This is a genomic window from Exiguobacterium sp. TDN 0502, assembly GCF_050846835.1.
GTDB lineage: Bacteria > Bacillota > Bacilli > Exiguobacteriales > Exiguobacteriaceae > Exiguobacterium_A.
In genome coordinates this window covers 69288-87829 of the sequence record NZ_JBOZGJ010000003.1, presented here as the reverse complement: position 1 = coordinate 87829, position 18542 = coordinate 69288, and the positions used below count along the sequence as shown (strand labels likewise).

The 18542-nt window shown below is 48.3% G+C and carries 21 protein-coding genes; 18 read left to right on the top strand and 3 right to left on the bottom strand.

Annotated features, from left to right (window positions below):
- Positions 1-71: 71 nt before the first annotated feature.
- Positions 72-440 carry an Hpt domain-containing protein gene (locus tag ACRPK8_RS05070; RefSeq protein ID WP_432237216.1) on the top strand — a complete coding sequence of 123 codons (369 nt, stop codon included), beginning with the start codon at positions 72-74 and terminating at the stop codon, positions 438-440.
- A gap of 46 nt (positions 441-486) precedes the next feature.
- On the opposite strand, the gene ACRPK8_RS05065 is transcribed toward ACRPK8_RS05070, so the two are convergent.
- Positions 487-1365: a chemotaxis protein CheV gene (locus ACRPK8_RS05065; protein WP_432237215.1), complete on the bottom strand. Its 879-nt coding sequence runs from the start codon at positions 1363-1365 to the stop codon at positions 487-489.
- 217 nt (positions 1366-1582) lie between these two features.
- On the opposite strand from ACRPK8_RS05065, the gene ACRPK8_RS05060 reads away from it, so the two are divergent.
- The 11 genes from ACRPK8_RS05060 (at position 1583) to ACRPK8_RS05010 (ending at position 11047) form a co-directional block, all read left to right on the top strand.
- A complete protein-coding gene (locus ACRPK8_RS05060) occupies positions 1583-3022 on the top strand; it encodes an NADP-dependent glyceraldehyde-3-phosphate dehydrogenase (protein WP_294742610.1) in 1440 nt (479 codons plus the stop codon).
- Positions 3023-3195: 173 nt separating this feature from the next.
- Positions 3196-4167, top strand: coding sequence for an MBL fold metallo-hydrolase (locus ACRPK8_RS05055; RefSeq protein ID WP_432237214.1), 972 nt, complete (start codon positions 3196-3198; stop codon positions 4165-4167).
- Positions 4167-4925, top strand: coding sequence for an SDR family NAD(P)-dependent oxidoreductase (locus tag ACRPK8_RS05050; protein ID WP_432237213.1), 759 nt, complete (start codon positions 4167-4169; stop codon positions 4923-4925). Before ACRPK8_RS05055 ends, ACRPK8_RS05050 begins: the two co-directional genes overlap by 1 nt.
- Before the next feature lie 18 nt (positions 4926-4943).
- Positions 4944-6140, top strand: coding sequence for an ABC transporter substrate-binding protein (locus ACRPK8_RS05045; protein ID WP_432237212.1), 1197 nt, complete (start codon positions 4944-4946; stop codon positions 6138-6140).
- The gene (locus ACRPK8_RS05040; protein WP_432237211.1) at positions 6127-6885 is read left to right on the top strand and encodes an ABC transporter permease; all 759 of its coding nucleotides are present in this window, start codon (positions 6127-6129) and stop codon (positions 6883-6885) included. The genes ACRPK8_RS05045 and ACRPK8_RS05040 overlap by 14 nt, the downstream gene beginning before the upstream one ends.
- The gene (locus ACRPK8_RS05035; RefSeq protein WP_432237210.1) at positions 6882-7628 is read left to right on the top strand and encodes an ABC transporter permease subunit; all 747 of its coding nucleotides are present in this window, start codon (positions 6882-6884) and stop codon (positions 7626-7628) included. The genes ACRPK8_RS05040 and ACRPK8_RS05035 overlap by 4 nt, the downstream gene beginning before the upstream one ends.
- Entirely contained in the window at positions 7600-8487 is an 888-nt protein-coding gene (locus tag ACRPK8_RS05030) for an ABC transporter ATP-binding protein (RefSeq protein WP_432237209.1), read from the top strand. The genes ACRPK8_RS05035 and ACRPK8_RS05030 overlap by 29 nt, the downstream gene beginning before the upstream one ends.
- A gap of 1 nt (position 8488) precedes the next feature.
- Positions 8489-9070, top strand: coding sequence for a CDP-alcohol phosphatidyltransferase family protein (locus tag ACRPK8_RS05025; RefSeq protein WP_432237208.1), 582 nt, complete (start codon positions 8489-8491; stop codon positions 9068-9070).
- Positions 9067-9663: an NUDIX hydrolase gene (locus ACRPK8_RS05020; RefSeq protein ID WP_432237207.1), complete on the top strand. Its 597-nt coding sequence runs from the start codon at positions 9067-9069 to the stop codon at positions 9661-9663. Before ACRPK8_RS05025 ends, ACRPK8_RS05020 begins: the two co-directional genes overlap by 4 nt.
- 151 nt (positions 9664-9814) lie before the next feature.
- A complete protein-coding gene (locus tag ACRPK8_RS05015; RefSeq protein ID WP_432237206.1) occupies positions 9815-10351 on the top strand; it encodes a PadR family transcriptional regulator in 537 nt (178 codons plus the stop codon).
- Positions 10352-10429: 78 nt separating this feature from the next.
- Complete coding sequence (locus tag ACRPK8_RS05010) at positions 10430-11047, top strand: hypothetical protein (RefSeq protein ID WP_432237205.1); 618 nt, start codon at positions 10430-10432, stop codon at positions 11045-11047.
- Between the two features lie 66 nt (positions 11048-11113).
- On the opposite strand, the gene ACRPK8_RS05005 is transcribed toward ACRPK8_RS05010, so the two are convergent.
- Both ACRPK8_RS05005 and ACRPK8_RS05000 read right to left on the bottom strand, forming a co-directional pair.
- The gene (locus ACRPK8_RS05005) at positions 11114-11773 is read right to left on the bottom strand and encodes a type 1 glutamine amidotransferase domain-containing protein (protein ID WP_432237204.1); all 660 of its coding nucleotides are present in this window, start codon (positions 11771-11773) and stop codon (positions 11114-11116) included.
- A gap of 67 nt (positions 11774-11840) precedes the next feature.
- Positions 11841-12695 (bottom strand): aldo/keto reductase, encoded by an 855-nt coding sequence (locus ACRPK8_RS05000; protein WP_432237203.1) that lies wholly within the window; start codon positions 12693-12695, stop codon positions 11841-11843.
- Positions 12696-12861: 166 nt separating this feature from the next.
- On the opposite strand from ACRPK8_RS05000, the gene ACRPK8_RS04995 reads away from it, so the two are divergent.
- The 6 genes from ACRPK8_RS04995 to ACRPK8_RS04970 all read left to right on the top strand — a co-directional run bounded on the left by ACRPK8_RS04995 (position 12862) and on the right by ACRPK8_RS04970 (position 18456).
- Entirely contained in the window at positions 12862-13392 is a 531-nt protein-coding gene (locus tag ACRPK8_RS04995; protein ID WP_432237202.1) for an NUDIX domain-containing protein, read from the top strand.
- A gap of 101 nt (positions 13393-13493) precedes the next feature.
- A complete protein-coding gene (locus ACRPK8_RS04990; RefSeq protein ID WP_023467675.1) occupies positions 13494-13976 on the top strand; it encodes a Fur family transcriptional regulator in 483 nt (160 codons plus the stop codon).
- 125 nt (positions 13977-14101) lie between these two features.
- The gene (gene xerD / locus ACRPK8_RS04985; RefSeq protein ID WP_432237201.1) at positions 14102-14986 is read left to right on the top strand and encodes a site-specific tyrosine recombinase XerD; all 885 of its coding nucleotides are present in this window, start codon (positions 14102-14104) and stop codon (positions 14984-14986) included.
- 118 nt (positions 14987-15104) lie between these two features.
- Positions 15105-16277, top strand: coding sequence for a phosphopentomutase (gene deoB, locus ACRPK8_RS04980; RefSeq protein ID WP_432237200.1), 1173 nt, complete (start codon positions 15105-15107; stop codon positions 16275-16277).
- An 18-nt stretch (positions 16278-16295) separates the two neighbouring features.
- Positions 16296-17108 (top strand): purine-nucleoside phosphorylase, encoded by an 813-nt coding sequence (locus ACRPK8_RS04975; RefSeq protein ID WP_029341181.1) that lies wholly within the window; start codon positions 16296-16298, stop codon positions 17106-17108.
- A 46-nt stretch (positions 17109-17154) separates the two neighbouring features.
- Positions 17155-18456, top strand: coding sequence for a pyrimidine-nucleoside phosphorylase (locus ACRPK8_RS04970; protein WP_029341182.1), 1302 nt, complete (start codon positions 17155-17157; stop codon positions 18454-18456).
- Positions 18457-18542 lie beyond the last annotated feature (86 nt).

Sequence of the window (18542 nt, the reverse complement as noted above, 5' to 3'; positions counted from 1 at the left end):
GGTGTGTAAATGATTCTCCAATTTTTTTTTATGATGATTAATGTTAAGATGAAAACAGAGGAGGGGAAGATATGCCTTTTTTTAACGCTAAGAAGCTCGAAGAACTTCAATCGATCGCAGGAGGCGATCATGCGTTTCTTCAAAAAATCGGAGAGACGTATATCGCGCAGTTCGATCGCAAGTTTCCTGAACTAAAAGATGCCGTCGCTCAGCAAGACGCGGAGCAGACTGAAAAGCTTGCTCATTTGCTAAAAGGTGCTTCCTATTCCGTAGCCGCTGATGATTTAGCCGATGATTTCGAACTGCTTGAAAAAACAGCAGAATCCGGTTCGATGTCCGGAACACAGGAAATCGTCGATCGGATTGAGCAATGCATGGTGGAATTCCGTGTCGTCTGGCTCGATGTCTTTACTGGAAAAAACCTTGACGCGCTGCGTTGAGCAATCGAATAGATTAAAAAAGCCGACATGATGTCGGCTTTTTTTCTTATAAGACGTATGAATCGACCGTTTCGATCAAACGACCGATTTCTGGTTTCGTGATTTGCGCATTAACACCAACCGATTCCCCTTTGTGACGTAAATCATCGGAAATCAAGGAGGAGAAGACGATGATTGGCAGTTCCGCATACCGATCGTCCTCACGGAGCCGTTTCGTCAGATGGAGTCCATCCATCTTCGGCATTTCGATATCCGTGATGAGGAGATCACAGTTGCTGCCTTGTTCAAAGGCATCAAACGCTTCTTTCCCGTTAATGAACCATTTGAGTCCATGATAACCGGCTTCTTCGAGTGTTTCGATGATCAACGTCCGGAGCATTTCCGAGTCTTCCGCGATCCAGATGACTTTGTCGGACCGGTCGCGGGACTGGACGCGACGTCCTTCTTCGCGCGCAAAGATATCCTTGCGGGAGAGCTCAAGAGCGATTTTTTCATAGTCGAGCAGGATGATCATCTTATCGCCTGTTTTAACGACACCGTTCGTCAAACCTTCGATGCCACGCGCGAGTTCGTTTGGTGTATCAATCTGTTCCCATGAGATACGGCGGATTTCCGTCACGGAATCGACGCGCAGGACACTCTTTTCGCCATTGAATTCACAGATGATCAGACGATCCTCAGTTGCTTCGTCGTGGGGAACACCGATGACCGTCGGCAAATCAATGACCGTCATGACTTCACCGCGGAGTTCGATCAGTCCTTTGACAGCATCCGGTGTACCCGGGAGTGGTGTCATCGGCAGCGGAACGATGATTTCCCGAACTTTCATGACGTTGATCCCGAATGTATACGGACCGCAATGGAAGATGACGATCTCGAGTTCATTCGTACCGGCTTCTAATAAAATATCGTGCTGATTATACATGTAGTTGTGCCCCTTTCATTACCTTCACTTCACTTCTGACTAGTTATCGGCATAGTATGCTAAAAATTCTAGTTCTGAAATGATAAAAAAAGTATTGTAATCGCTTTCATAATGTGTTAAGCAAAAAGTTTGGCATTTGTCTGACCAATTGATTACAATAGGCTATGCAGCCACACACTGAAATGAGAGAGATAAAAATAAATGGAGGTAGAGTGGAATGACTACAGCAACAACCTACACATTTTTACTAGATGGACAATGGCATGAAAGTGAATCAAAAGAGACGATTGAAATCTCTTCACCATATAAAGAGGATCTTGTCGGTCGCGTTCAAGCGATGACGAAACCGGAAGTCGACCGTGCCATCGCTTCAGCAAAAGCGGCGCAAGCAGAGTGGGCAAAACAACCGGCCAACAAACGGGCTGAATTGCTTCACGCTTGGGCAACGGAACTCGAGAAACGTGCAGACGAAATCGGTGAAGTCATCATGCGCGAAGTCGGTAAAGGACGCGCGGATGGCGTCAAGGAAGTCAAACGGACAGCTGAAATCATTCGCTATACAGCAGAAGAAGGTCTTCGTTTCGACGGTCAGATGATGCAAGGGGACTCGTTCCCTGGCGGTAGCGCGAAAAAAATCGCGGTCATCAAAAAAGCACCGCTCGGCGTCGTACTTGCGATTTCACCATTTAACTACCCAGTCAACTTGGCAGCAGCAAAACTCGCACCTGCACTCATGACAGGGAACGCCGTCGTCTTCAAACCAGCAACACAAGGTTCGATCAGCGGCATCTTGATGGTCGAAGCACTCGTTGCAGCAGGTCTTCCGGCTGGACTCGTCAACATCGTCACAGGTCGTGGATCAGTCATCGGTGATTACTTGACGGCTCACCCTGGAATCAACATGATCACATTCACAGGTGGTACAGGAACAGGACAACACTTGTCGCGTCAATCGGCAATGATTCCACTCGTCCTTGAACTCGGCGGAAAAGACCCAGCACTCGTCCTTGAAGATGCAAACCTGTCGCTTGCGGCAGATCACATCATCAGTGGGGCGTTCTCGTACTCGGGTCAACGTTGTACAGCAATCAAACGTGTCTTCGTTCTTGATCAGCAAGCGGATGCCTTGATTGAAGAACTCAAGACACGGATCGCGAAATTGACTGTCGGTTCACCTGAACAAGACAGTGTCGTCGTACCGCTCATCGATACGAAGTCAGCGGACTTCGTCGAAGGATTAATCACGGATGCAACTGACAAAGGCGCAACGCTCGTCACTGGCGGCGGACGTACGGCGAACTTGATCGAACCAACGCTTCTTGACAACGTGACACGCGACATGCGCGTCGCTTGGGAAGAGCCGTTCGGACCAGTTCTTCCGATCATCCGTGTCAACTCGGTCGACGAAATGATCGCGTACTCGAACGAATCCGAATACGGTCTTCAAGCGAGTGTCTTCACGGAGAACATCGATGCAGCGTTTGCTGTAGCGGATGCGCTTGAAACAGGTTCTGTTCAGATCAACGGCCGGACGGAACGTGGTCCTGACCACTTCCCATTCATCGGTGTGAAATCGTCAGGTCTCGGCGTACAAGGTGTCGGACGAAGCCTCGCTTCCATGACGCGCGATAAATTAACAGTCCTCAACTTAAAATAAGTTTTTGACCGACCTTTCAATCTGCGGAAAGGTCGGTTTTTTTTGCATCCGTTTCTTACGTGCTCACGTATGCTAGATAACAAATAGTAGCCATTGACGCACAAAGTTTGGCGCTATAGCTTCATTCTCTCTATAATGAAAGAAAATGGACGAGAGAAAAGAGGCGTGTAGGCATGACTGTATCTGACGAAATCATTTCGATTCCGATTCCGACACCGTTCCCGGTGGGGGATGTAAACTGCTATGTATTACGAACGGAGGGGGAGAACCTCCTCATTGATTGTGGACCCGATACACTAGAAGCGTGGCAAGCGATGCAACAGACTTTGGCTCGACATGGTCTGCAAGTCGAGGATCTCGATCGTGTCATCGTGACGCATCATCATGCGGATCACGCGGGGATGGCGCACCGTTTTTCAGAAAAAGGCATCCCTGTCTATGGACATGCACGGTTGCGTCCGTACTTGGAGCAAGATGAGACGTTCTTAAACAATGGAGACGCATTCTTGCGTCGATTAGCGACATCATTCGGTGTTCCGGCAGCGATTCAAGAGATGTTGCCAAGTTATCAATCTGCCTTAAAATGGCTCGGAAAAGGGCAACTTGATTTCACATTACAAGAGGGGGATCCCGTCACACCGTCTGGGCGATACCGTGTCATCGAACTGCCGGGACATGCAAGTGATCAAATCGGTATTTTAAGTGATGATGGTGTCTTGTTCGCGGCGGATCATCTACTCGAACGGGTCGAACCGAACCCGTTGCTCGAGCAACCGCAACCGGGTGATGATGCGTTTGTCAAACGACCTGTCCTTGCGTACCTGAATTCTTTGGAGAAATTACAAGGAGAGCATATTCGAATTGCTTATACCGGACATGGCGAACCAATCCGGGATGTTGCATCGCTCGTCGAAGAACGGATGTTGCAACGGAAGGCACGCGGCGATCAACTACTCAAGCATTTTTCGAAAGAGCATACGTTATTCGAATTAGCACAAGTGACATATGGAAACCGATTAAAAAAATCATTCCCTCTTGTCATGAGTGAGATGAAAGCACGCCTTGATACACTTGTCGCACGCGGTGCGATTTCGGTCGAGAAACGATCCGGGATCCTCTACTATGTGAAGACGGAGGAAGCCTGATGCAACTCATCAATCGGACGATCGTTGTTACCGGGGCATCGAGCGGACTTGGGGAAGCGCTCGCCCGTGCTTTGCATAAAGAAGGCGCAAACTTGATTTTAATCGCTCGTCGCGAGGAGCGATTGCGTACGTTAGCGTCTGAATTACAGGCAGAGTATTACGCCTATGATTTAGAAAAGGAACCAGAAATACTTGCGCAGACATTGTACGCGCGGTACGGTCGAATCGATGTCTTGATTAACAATGCCGGATTCGGGGAATTCAGCTTTTTAGATGAAACCTCAATTGAGACGATCGAGTCGATGCAACGCATCAATGTGCTCAGCCCGATTCGCTTGACGAAAGCATGTCTGCCATTCCTCTCAAAGGGAGGGATGATCGTCAATGTTGCGAGTCAGGCGGGGAAGCTGCCGACACCGAAATCGACGATCTATTGCATGACAAAAGCGGCGATATTACAATTTTCGAATGCATTGCGTCTTGAACTTCGACCAAAAGGGATTCATGTCATGACAGTCAATCCAGGGCCGATTGCGACAGAGTTTTTCGTAAGGGCCGACATCAGCCGGAAGTACGAGCAAAACGTGGCATCGATCGTCCTCTCAAAAGAAAAACTCGCCCATACCGTCGTTCGAGCGATGAGACAACGGAAACGAGAAGTCAATGCACCGTGGTGGATGGAACTCTCGGCTAAGGGATACGGAATGATGCCGCGGGTCGTTGAATGGTTAGGTAAATCAGGGTTCGATAAAAAGTGATCATAAAGGAGAAAAAGAATGAAAACTAAAGCGATTAGCTTTCTTGCCATGGGGATTCTCCTTGCGGGATGCGGAACACCGGCAACGACGCCGGAACCGAAAAATGTATTAGGTACGAGCTATCAGACGATTGAGAAAGAAGCGGAAAAATCAACGGTTCGGATGTACATGTGGGGTGGCGATGACGGAATCAATGCCTATATCGATGAATACGTGGCGCCACGTTTGAAGAAGGAACACAACATTACATTAGAACGCGTTCCGATCGAGACGGCGGACATCATCCAAAAATTACGTGCTGAGAAACAAGCGGGTAAGGAAAAAGGCGTCATCGATGTCGTCTGGATCAATGGCGATAACTTCCTGAATGCCAAAAAAGATGACCTGCTTTATGGTGAGATCACAAAAGTTCTACCAAATATGAAGTATGTCGATGCTGCTGCTCAAAGTTCAGATAGCGGCACAAAAACAGACGGACTCGAAGCCGCATGGGGGAAAGTCCAATACACGTTGCACTATGATGCAGCCGATGTGAAGTCGCCACCAACCGACTTGAAAGCGTTGAAGACCTGGGTCAAGGAAAATCCGGGACGCTTTACCTATCCGGAAGTAACGGACTTTACAGGGAATGCCTTCGTCCGTCACGTCATGTATGGTGTCGAGTCAAACGCGACATTAAAAGATCCAAAAGCCGACTTCAAGAAGACGTGGGCATACTTGAACGAGATTAAGCCATACCTTTGGAAAAAAGGCAAGACGTATCCAAAGACGCTGGCACAACTCGACCAGTTGTATGCGAAAGGGTCTGTCGACTTTACGATGGGCTTTAATGAAAGACGGGCAGAACAAGAAGTGAAGTCAGGTACGTTCCCGAAACAAACACGTCCGATCGTCCTGAAGGATGGATCGATTGCTTCGACACATTTCCTTTCTGTACCATTCAATGCACCGAACCCAAAAGGAGCACTTGTTGCAATAAACACCTTGTTGTCACCAGAGGCGCAATTGAAAAAATATGAGGCGACGTATTGGGGAGACGGTACGAGCCTTGATTTATCGACACTTGATACAGCAGAACAAAAGCAGTTCGCTGAAGTACCGGCTGCAGCATCGACACCGAAACCGAGTGTCTTTGAAGGGAAGGTCCGGACGGAACTGGATCCATCCATCTTCGAGATGATCCGTAAGGAATGGCCATCTCGTGTGGCGCGGTAACGCATATCCCGCTGCACTCCTGATGGCAGGCATGGTCTTATACGGATTATGGGTCAGTGTTTCGATGACCTCATCTGCCGATTACCGCGACCTACTGACGGATGACGTTTTTTTAGAAAGTTTAGCCGTCAGTAGCTACGTTGCTATCGTCAGTACAGGCATCGCACTGATTATTGGCGTAGGGCTCGCGCGACTCTTAAGTAGAACACGACTAGCAGCGCTACTTGCGATCCCGTTATTCATCCCTCATCTAGGAGCGGCGTATCTTGCCATTCTTTATTTGAGTGATGTGCCTGTCATCGGACCACATGAAGGGAATTATTTTAGTGTCATTCTGACGTATCTGTATAAAGAAATTCCGTTTGTCTTTTTTTATCTCTTACCGGTGGTCCGGCGTCTCGATCCGCGTTATCAAGAACTTGGTATGATGCTCGGATTGTCGCCGGTGCGCCGTTTTTGGCATACGAGAGGGGTATTCCTGCTTGTACCGATGCTTGAAGCAGCATTTATTTTGCTTGCCTTTATCCTGTTTGCGTACGAGATTCCGGCATTACTTGGTGTGACCTATCCGAAACTGCTCGGAGTCTATGCCTTCGATTTGTATACACAGGGCGATCTATCAGAGCAGCCACTTGCTTTTGCGATGAGTGTCGTCCTGACAGGAGGACTCTTCCTCCTATTGTTGCTCATGACTGGTGTGACACGACCACTTGCAGCGAAGGTCAGTAGGGGGCGAAGCGAATGAAAAAAATCAGTGTGATCGTGTTCATTGTCCTCGTGTTCATCGTTCCTTTGATCGGATTGATTCCATCTGAGTGGAGTTGGAACCCACGTCTTGAAGCGACAATCGCGACAACGATCGGGATGATCTGTGCTGTCATCTTACTGAACCACTTATTCGGTTACATGGCAGGGAAAGCGATTGCCTTTCGAACAGGTAAACGAATCCGTTTGGCTGAATTTTTGATCAGCTTACCGTTGTTCGTACCTGTCTTATTGTTGTCTTTCGGGCTGTACTTGACCTGGATTCGGCTCGGTCTTGCGGACCGTTTTCTTGGCGTGCTGCTCGTTTTGCTCTTGCCGACGTTACCTTATACGGTTCGATTATATACGAACGGCTTTCAGGCACTTGGTGAGCGGATGCTTGAACAGATGATTTTGCTCGAAGGGAACCGGTTCAAGCGATGGTTTTATTTAACAGGTCCGATGATGCGTTCGACGCTTCAGTCGGTGACATTACTTGTTACAGTCATCACTCTCAGTCAGTATGCACTCGTCGCACTGATTGGTGGTGGAGTCGTCCGGATGATAGCAATTGAAGTCTTTCCGGCATATTCCGGCAATTCACAAGAGACGGCTCGGCTTGCGACCATCTGGTTGATTGGCTTACCTGTACTTCTTTATGCGGGACAGGCTATCATTTTTACGAGTTGGATACAAATCGTACGGAGGCGTTTAAATGGAAGTCACGATACAACAGGTCAGTAAACGGTTTGGAACGAAACAGGTCTTATCTGAAATTGATTTAAGAATCGAATCAGGACAGTGTGTCGCGCTCGTTGGACCGAGCGGGAGTGGGAAAACGACGCTTCTGCGTCTGATTGCGGGTCTAGAACGCGTGACGAACGGTAGCATTCGGTTTGGCGAGCGTGATGTGACGAAACTGGCACCGAATCAGCGCGGCGTGACGATGATGTTTCAGCGCTCTTTGCTGTTTCCGCATTTGAACGTGGAACAGAATATTCGTCTCGGTGCGAAAAGGCTAACACCGGTCGAACTCGATTCTTGGTTACACCGGGTCGGACTTGAAGGAAGAGGGCATAGCGCAGTCCATGAACTCTCAGGTGGCGAACAACAGCGAGCAAGTCTTGCACGAGCACTTGCGAGTCAACCTGACTTCCTATTGCTTGACGAACCGTTCTCGAGTCTCGATGTACCAAGACGGCGGGAACTCCGGACTTTGATTCGCAAATTGACTGAGGAACAAGGGGTCACGACACTCCTTGTCACGCATGATCGGGAAGAGGCGATGGCGATGGCGGATGTCGTCTATGTACTGGAGCAAGGCCGAATCGTCGACTATGGAACGCCGATCAACCTAAGTGAGACGAGTCCGTTTTTCGGCGAAGGCATACAGATTGAAGGAATCTGGTATCCGTTGACGGCAGTCAACTTGGTCTCAAGACCGACGAAGGAAGACGATGAACGTGTTACGATTACGAAAGAACTCATGCAATACGGTGTTCGATTCTACGAAGTAGAGCGGACGTCAGGAGAACGGATCGTGCTCTCGTCAGAAGAGATGATCCACCAGCAGGAAGGGTATATTGTTAGAAAGGAGGGGTGATATGTTAGATACGCGTGCGCGTAAACTCGTTCAACCCCTATTTGACCAAGGGGCGACTTTATTCAAGAAAATGGGGCTGTCAGCGACACAAGTGACGATCATTTCCGGCATCATCGGTGGAGCAACAGGCTTTTTTGTCTACAATGATATGATGGGAACGGCTATTATCTTACTATGGCTCTCCGGAATGCTCGATGTCATCGATGGTACGATGGCGCGAAAAGAGAAGACGACACCGATTGGGACGATCCTTGATCTTGTCCTTGACCGGATCGTCGAACTATCTGTTTTGATCGGTCTAGCACTTCGGTTTCCGGAAACGCAGGTCGTTATTCTTTTGCTCGTTGCATCATTCGTCATCGGCATGACGATGTTTCTTGCGATTGGAGCAGTCAGTGAAAATTATGGATATAAATCGTTTCAATATCAGCCGGGGCTCGTGGAACGGACGGAAGGGTTCTTGTTCTTGACGGCAATGTTGCTGTTTCCAGGCGCCATCATCTGGATTGCGATTGTTTTCCTGATTGCTGAACTGTATACGGTCGGAGAACGATTCCACCAAGCGTCGAAGGTGTTACGATGAGTGAACAGGAGATGATCATGACGGTGGACCGAAAGGGGAATCCGCTTGGTCCGCGTCCTCGCTCGGAAGTCCACGCACAAGGTCTGTGGCATGAAACATTTCATTGTTTCGTCTACGATCCAAAGCGGGACGTCGTGTTGCTTCAGCAACGGTCGATGCAAAAGAAGGACTTTCCGGGAATGATCGACATCACGGCAGCGGGTCACTTGCTTGCGAATGAGACCGTCGAGGATGGACTTCGGGAACTGGAGGAAGAAATCGGCCTGACGTGTACATTTGAGCAATTAATACCGCTTGGCGTCCAAGAAGAGGAACTCCGGGATGCGACGCTTTGGGACTGTGAGCGATGTCATGTCTTTCTCGCGCAGAGTGATCAAACAATGGAAGCGTACGTGCTCCAGGAATCTGAAGTGCAACGATTGATTGCTTTTTCAGTCGAACAGTTTGGGCGCATCGCCGATGTATCAATCGACCGCGTTCAAGATATGGCGGGAGAATGGTTTGAGCGTCATCAATTCGTTCCGCATCCTGCTTCTTACTGGTCACATGTAGGACAAGGAATCGAACGCTTACGTGAGCGAAGAACAGATTGAGAAAATGTTACACAGGGACCTGCGATCGAACTTCATTTCGAGAGCAGGTCTTTTTTTCTATTCGTACATTTGTTCGACACGGCAGTAGCGAAAACGAGGTATATTTGAGATAATTAAGTATATATACAAAAGAGGAAAGAAGGTGCAGCCAGTGGCATTACGATTTGCACTACTCGGGCTGCTGACCCAAGGGGAAGCGACCGGTTATGATTTAAGCGCGACGTTTAAAAAACAGATGATCCACTTCTGGACCGCACATCATACACAAATATACCGAGAGTTATTGAAAATGGAAGAGGCAGAACTTGTAACGAGTGTCCATATCGTCCAGGAAGACTTACCAGATAAGAAGGTCTATTCGATTACTGATAAAGGACGGACGGAACTTGTTGAATGGTTACGGACGCCGAATGAATTCAAACCGAAGATGAAGGATGAAAATTTAATGCGTGTTTCGCTCCTTCATCTTCTCCCGCCAGCAGAAGCAGTCGCTTATCTAGAAGAGTCGAAGCGACACCACCAATTCGCAGTCGAGATGATGCACAGTTGGCGTGACGATCATCTCGAAAACGGTGCGACACTAGGTGAGACCTTGACGAGTGAATACGGCTTGCGTATGATGTTGAATTACTTGGATTGGTGCGACTGGGCAATCGCGGAAATCAAAAAGAATGAAGCGAATGTCTAATGAAACTGGCTCGACCGTCACGTAGGAGACAGTCGAGCCAGTTGTATTTTGTAATGAGATATAGTGAGGAGTTATCTGATGTATTTTAATGATTATGAAGACTGGATCGAAGAAGAAGCGGAAACCTTATTCCACTTACACGAACAAGCGTTAATACGAGAAGCAACATCGTATTCACAATTTACGGCGTATGTCGAAGAGGCACTTCTCGAACCACTGTTGCTCAAATTACGCTGGCTCGGAGAAACGGAAGAAGAAGAGATCTTAGAACAGGCGGATGCCGTCGTATGGAAGAATGCCTCGGGCAATTCAGAATCTTCACTTCGTCGAGATGTTATACGACGGGTCGTCCGAAGAGATTTTACTGCGCATCTCCTTGCGCACCTGACACCAATTCTTGAATCTAGACAAACTGCTTATGAGGCGGAATTAGAACAGCTTCAACAGGCGCATGCTGAGCAAATGAATGAAGTCAAACAACATGAGCAACAGATTGAACTTGGACCGCCACCTGAGAAAATCAAAAAGTGGTGGTATCTCAAAGAGAAGGAAGTATCACGTTCTTTTACGAAAGAAGAACGGTTTGCATTGCAAGCGCAACAGCAACAACTCGAGGAAAAGTTAAAACGACTTGAACAAAAACAGCGCGAGGCGGAAGCTGATCTCGAACGATTGAATTCGCTTCACCACCTGTAAGTCACGACAAAAAATGGAGCATGCGACATGATGTCGCGTGCTCCATTTTGTATATAGATTGTCTGATTAAGCTTGTGTAGCGAGTTTCGCAAGAACAAGTTTTGCGACCGCTTCACTTGACGCTGGGTTTTGTCCAGTGACGACATTACCGTCGATAACAGCGAACTCTTTACCGGCATCCGATGTCAGGAAGGTAGCCCCTTCACCGCGAAGTGTCGTTTCGAGTAAGAATGGTACTTTGTCTTCAAGACCCGTTGATTTTTCTTCTTCATCCGTAAAGCCGTTGATTTGACGACCTGATACGAATGGTTTGCCATCAATCATGACATGCGCAAAGGCAGCGGGACCGTGACAGACTGATGCGACGACCCCATCTTTTTTAATGACGGCTTCAATGGCTCCTGCCACTTGTGGATTGTTCGGGAAGTCGACGACCGCACCGTGACCACCTGGGAAGTAGACGGCATCGAATGAGGCAGGATCTACCTCGGAGAGTGCTTTCGTGTCATGCAGCGCACGACGGGCTTCCTGGAACTTCGGTAAAATTTCTTTGACGATTGATGCTTTGTCGATTGGGACATCGCCACCTTTGATCGACGTGACCATCACGTCATGCCCTGCATCCTTGAACAGATTGTAAGGTGCTGCGAACTCTTCGAACCATAATCCTGTTTTATGACCATTCATGTCATCTGCACTCGTTGATACGATTAAAATACGTGCCATAATAAAACTCCTCCTCTGTATGAACGTTACAAAGAAGGAGATTCCCGGGGAAGTGAAGAGTTAAACCTCACCGGTGTTCGGTATAGTGATGAACTGGTAAGGTCGCAAGTGCCTGTTCAATCTGTGCTTGCGAAATCGGTTCTTTCATCGCTTGAACGTTGGCTTGAAGTTGCGACACGCTTGAGGCACCTGGAAGAACAACGGCAACTTGTTGATCGATTGCCTGCAAGGCAAGTGCTGGAAGCGGAAAGTCTTGTAATTGTTGTAGACTCGCTTCGAGCGTTTCTTTATCGAATTGTTCAAAATGATCGATTGACTGCAGACGGGAAGCGCTCTCGTGAGTCAATAACCCTTTTGCAAGAGGACCACGAGCGACGACCTGAATGTGTTTTTGCTCTAGACGCGGTAATAACTCTTCGATCCGACGGTCCAGTAATGAATAAGGTGTCATCAAGTACGAAAAATTACTATGTTCAAGCCAGTATTCGATGACGTTCGGGCGCAGGGATGAAAGACCGTAATGTTTAATCTTACCTTCAGCCTTCAAGTCTTCCATCGCACGAATGGATGCGTCGATATCATCATCGATCGTTCCGCCATGGACATAATACAAATCGAGGTAAGGTGTTTCAAGACGATTCAAACTTTCAAGACAAGCTTGCTTCAAATAGTCATAACTCGGATCCCACGTCCAACCGGTTCCGGTCGCGTTCATCCGGTTGCCGCCTTTTGAGGCGAGGAACAATCGACTGCGATCCTCTTGTGAGAAGGTTTGACCGATGATCGATTCGACTGCTCCGTTCGCGTAGACATCGGCAGTATCGAAGTGGGTGATACCGGCGTCGAGTGCCGTTCGCAGGATTGCTGTTGCTTCCTCCTGTCCGCGTTTTAAGATCGTCATCGTACCTAATCCTAATGACATGTGCAATTCCCTCTTTTCTCATGAACTGTAAGTTTGGAACTTCTGCCTTCTAGTGTATCATATTTGATGAAAAAGACGGTTTCGAAGTCTTGCGGCAATACGTTGAAAACGGCATACTTATCATGACAGAGAACGTAAATTAGGATAAAAAAGGGGAATACAGCCGATGGAAGAAAAAACGATTGAACGTGAAGTGATCTATGAAGGAAAAGTCTTTGATGTTGAGAAACATGTCGTTACCTTGCCGAATGGCAATACATCGGTTCGTGAACTGGTCTACCATAATGGTGCTGTCGCGATCATCGCTTTTGATGAACAAGGGGACCTGATTGTAGTCGAACAGTATCGGAAGGCGTTCGAAAGTCTATCGATCGAGATACCAGCAGGCAAACTTGAGAAAGGCGAAGATCCGCTTGATTGTGCCGGACGGGAATTAAAGGAAGAAACAGGATACGTCGCGAAAGAGTTACGACATGTGTTTGATTTTTACGGAGCACCCGGTTTTTGTAGTGAACGCGTACATATCTATGAAGCGATTGGTCTTACGGCCGGTGATCGCCAACTTGATGAGGACGAGTTCCTTGAGAATAAGACATTGAAGCTTACGGAAGCGCTCGAACTTGTAGCGGATGGAACAATCGTTGACGCAAAAACAATCATGGCAATCCAACATTGGCAGATTCGTACTTTAAAATGATTCTCGTTTAAGTGATTTTCAGTTGATAATCATTTTAATTTGAAAAACAATTGATTATCAGCTATGATAATAGCATCAGTTCGACCAAAGGGGGCGCTATGATGGAAAGTCGTGTAGAACGCATCAAAAAACAGCTAAGCGGTAAAGGATATAAGCTGACTCCCCAACGTGAAGCGACTGTGCGTGTCCTGCTCGAACACGAGTCGGATCACCTCAGTGCCGAAAATGTCTTTCTCCTTGTAAAAGAAAAGAATTCCGACATTGGACTTGCGACGGTTTACCGGACGCTCGAATTATTGACGGAGCTTGAAGTCGTCGATAAAGTCAACTTCGGAGATGGCGTATCGCGATTTGATTTACGACAAGAAGGTGCGAGTCATTCACATCACCATCTCGTCTGTATCGAATGTGGATCCGTCGAAGAGATTTTAGACGATATGCTAGAAGAAGTAGAGAAAGAAATCGTGTCCCGATTCCACTTCAAAATCAAGGATCACCGCCTGACATTCCATGGCGTCTGCCGTGTCTGCCAAGAGCGCCATGCTCGGGAAGCGTTGGAACAATCGCAAACACAAACAGTCTGACCGTCCGACGAAGTTTCGGATGGTTTTTCTTTTTCAATTTTTATAGGTCAGACCTCTTCACAACGGTTTACACCTTTGATATGATGGGAAAGTAAGCGATTTCGTAAACGAAGAGGATGAGTTCAGTGCGTGAACAACTGGAAGCATTTATCAATTATTTAGTGATTGAACGGCAAATGTCCGCGAATACGGCAGCTGCGTATCGAAATGATTTAAATCAATACTTACAGACGCTTGAAACAGCGGAAGTTTCCTCGTTCGAACAGGTTCACCGGCATCATATCGTTGACCATATTGAACGATTGCTTGAAGCACGAAAGTCACGCTCGACGGTTCGGCGGGCGACAAGCTCGATCCGTTCGTTCCATCAATATCTCATCGAAGAGCGGCTTGCAACACATGATCCGTCTCGTCATCTTGATTTACCGAAACCGGAAAAGAAGTTGCCAGTCGTCTGGAGTCAAACGGACGTCGAACGCTTGCTTGATTCGGTCGTCGGTGTCGATCCGCTTACACGACGAGATGCAGCGATGCTTGAGCTTCTTTATGGAACAGGGATGCGCGTCAGTGAACTGCTCCAACTGAAGTTAAACGATTTGCAACTCGAACTCGGGTATCTGTCGTGTCTTGGGAAAGGGAATAAGTCCCGTATCATCCCAATGAGTTCGACATCGATTGAAAGCGTCCGGACGTATCTTGATCTCGCACGCAACAGTCTTGGTGGTCAACAAACGGACGATGTCTTTTTGAACAGTCGCGGTGATCGCTTGTCACGACAAGGTTTTTGGAAGATGATCAAGCGACGGGCAAAGGATGCAGGGATCGACAAAGAGATCACGCCGCACGTCCTGCGCCATTCGTTCGCGACCCACTTGCTTGAGAACGGTGCCGATTTACGTGTCGTGCAAGAAATGCTTGGGCATGCCGACCTGTCGACGACGCAAATGTATACACACGTCAACAAGGCACGACTGCATGACGTGTATAAGAAACATCATCCGCGGGCGTGATGGTTCTATCTTTTAAAGGTCTGACTTCAGACAAATGATGCGTTTTGTCTAGTCTTTTTATGGGAAAAATCGTAACGGGAATCGCATAACTATAGTTCGTATATAGGAGGAACAGAAAATGGCTCAATCATTTAAACGTGTATTTTTGATCGTCATGGACTCCGTAGGTATCGGAGAAGCACCGGACGCTGAACAATTCGGAGATCTTGGTTCGCATACGCTCGGTCACATCGCGCGTGAACGTAACGGGCTCAACATGCCGAACATGGCAAAGCTCGGACTTTCGCATATCGAACCGATCGAAGGCGTCTCAGCTGAAGAGGCACCGCTTGCGGCATACGGAAAAATGCAGGAAGTATCTGCAGGGAAAGATACGATGACAGGGCACTGGGAGATCATGGGACTGCGAATCGATACACCATTTCGTGTCTTCGAAAAATTCCCGGATGATTTGATTCATCGCTTGGAAGAGTTCTCAGGACGGAAGATCATCGGTAATAAACCGGCTTCAGGGACGGAAATTCTCGACGAACTCGGACAAGAACATGTCGAGACAGGCGCCTTGATCGTCTATACGTCGGCAGACTCTGTTCTTCAGATCGCAGCACACGAAGAAGTCGTGCCATTAGAGGAACTGTACCGGATTTGTGAATACGCACGTGATATCACACGGGATGACCCGTACATGCTTGGTCGCATCATCGCGCGTCCATTCCTTGGTGAAGCAGGGGCGTGGGTTCGGACAGCGAACCGTCACGATTACGCACTTAAACCATTCGACCGGACGGTCATGAACGAACTTGAGACGGCAGGACTCGATGTCATCTCGCTCGGTAAGATTGCTGATATCTATGACGGCGAAGGTGTCACGGATGCAATCCGTACGAAGTCGAACATGGACGGGATGGATCAGCTCGTGACGCAACTCGATCGTGATTTCAACGGGCTTTGCTTCTTAAACCTTGTCGATTTCGATGCGTTGTTCGGACACCGCCGTGATCCGCAAGGCTACGGACAAGCACTCGAAGAGTTCGATGCACGTCTTCCGGAAGTATTTGCTCGCTTAAACGAAGACGATCTTTTGATCATCACGGCAGACCACGGAAACGATCCCGTTCACGCTGGAACGGATCACACACGGGAATACGTGCCACTACTTGCTTATCACAAGAACGGTGTCGCTAAACCGCTCGGTATCCGTGAAACGTTCGCTGATCTTGGAGCGACGGTCGCAGAAAACTTCGGCGTCAAGATGCCGGCACATGGAACAAGCTTTTTAACAGAACTATAATTCGAGGGAGCGATTCAGATGACAGTCAACTGGAATGAAACACGTTCGTTTTTAGAAAGCAAGATGCAGGCAAAACCGGAAATCGGATTGATTCTCGGTTCAGGACTGGGTGTCCTTGCGGATGAGATCGAAAACCCGATCGCGATTCCATATCATGAAATCCCGAACTTCCCGGTATCAACGGTCGAAGGACACGCGGGACAACTCGTCTTCGGTACTCTTGAAGGGAAACAAGTCGTTGCGATGCAAGGACGATTCCACTTCTACGAAGGATATTCGATGGACATGGTCACATTCCCTGTCCGCGTCATGAAAGCGATCGGTGTCGAGACATTGATCGTCACGAACGCGGCGGGCGCATGTAACGAAGCGTTCGAACCAGGTGATTTGATGTTGATCACGGATCACATCAACTTCTTCGGTACGAACCCATTGATTGGGAAGAACGTCGACGAGATGGGACCACGTTTCCCGGATATGTCGAAGCCGTATGATGCGGAATTACTTCGTCTTGCACAGGAAACAGCAGATGAACTCGGAATTCGTGTCCGTCAAGGTGTCTACTTCGGAAACACTGGTCCGACGTATGAGACGCCAGCAGAAGTCAAGATGGCCCGGATGCTTGGTGGCGACGTCGTCGGTATGTCGACGGTCCCTGAAGTTATCGTTGCCCGTCATTCAGACATGCGAGTCCTTGGGATCTCATGTGTCTCGAACATGGCAGCAGGTATCCTCGATCAACCGTTACACCATGATGAAGTCATCGAAACGACAGAACGTGTCCGGGCACACTTCCTATCACTCGTTCGCGGTTCGATCAAAAAAATGTAACGACTGTTTTAAAACTCACAAACCACTCCTGAGGAGGAACTAGATTATGCGTATGGTAGATTTGATTGCAACAAAACGAGACGGTGGCGAACTCGCAACAGCTGATATTCAAGCAATGGTAGAAGGATTCACGAATGGTGAGATCCCGGATTACCAAATGTCAGCGATGTCGATGGCGATTTTCTATCAAGGAATGTCAGATCGTGAAATCGCTGATTTGACGATGGCGATGGTCAACTCGGGCGACGTGATCGACCTTTCACGTATCCACGGGAAAAAAGTCGACAAACACTCGACGGGCGGGGTTGGTGACAAAATCAGTCTGATCGTCGCACCACTCGTTGCGTCAATCGGTATTCCGGTCGCGAAGATGAGCGGTCGTGGACTCGGTCATACAGGTGGAACGATCGACAAACTCGAAGCGTTCCCTGGTTTTGACGTCGAGCTTTCAGAAGAAGCGTTCGTCTCACAAGTCAACGACATCAAGATGGCGATCATCGGTCAAACGGGTAACCTGACGCCTGCAGACAAAAAACTCTACGCCCTTCGTGACGTCACGGCAACGGTCAACTCGATCCCATTGATCGCAAGTTCGATCATGTCGAAAAAGATTGCGGCAGGAGCAGACAGCATCGTCCTTGACGTCAAGACGGGTTCTGGTGCCTTCATGAAATCGTTCGAAGATGCCAAGGCACTCGCGACAGAGATGGTTTCGATTGGTAAGAGTGTCAATCGTAAGACGGTTGCCGTCATCACGGACATGGATCAACCGCTCGGCTTTGAGATCGGAAACGCAAACGAAGTCAAAGAAGCGATCGAAGTCCTTCAAGGAAAAGATGTTCGTGACTTGAAAGTCATCGCCTTGACGATTGCATCACACATGGCAGTCCTCGGTGAGTTCTACCCGACGTTCGACGAAGCATATGCCGATCTCGAAACGCGTCTCGGTAACGGCGCAGCACTTGACGTCTTCAAGAAGTTCATCGCAGCTCAAGGTGGCGACGCGTCACTCGTTGACGACATGACAAAAGCACTTGAAACGAAATACGAAAAAACATTCGTCGCTTCAAAAGCAGGTTATGTCTCTGAAATCATCGCTGACGAAGTCGGTGTTGCAGCGATGATCCTCGGTGCAGGACGCGCGACGAAAGCAGATGAGATCGATCACGCAGCAAGCGTCACGTTACACAAGAAAGTCGGCGACCGTGTCGAAGTCGGCGATGTCATCGCAACACTTCGTTCAAACAAAGAAACACTCGATCAAGCAATCGAAAAAATGGATCACGCGTACCACATCAGTGAAACGAAACCGGAAGCACGTCCGCTCGTTCACGCTGTCATTCAGTAATCCATTTGATACGCAATATCTCAGTAGTGGACTCCGTCCGCTACTTGAGACTGAAGACAAAGTGCAATTTTTCTCTAACGAGAAGG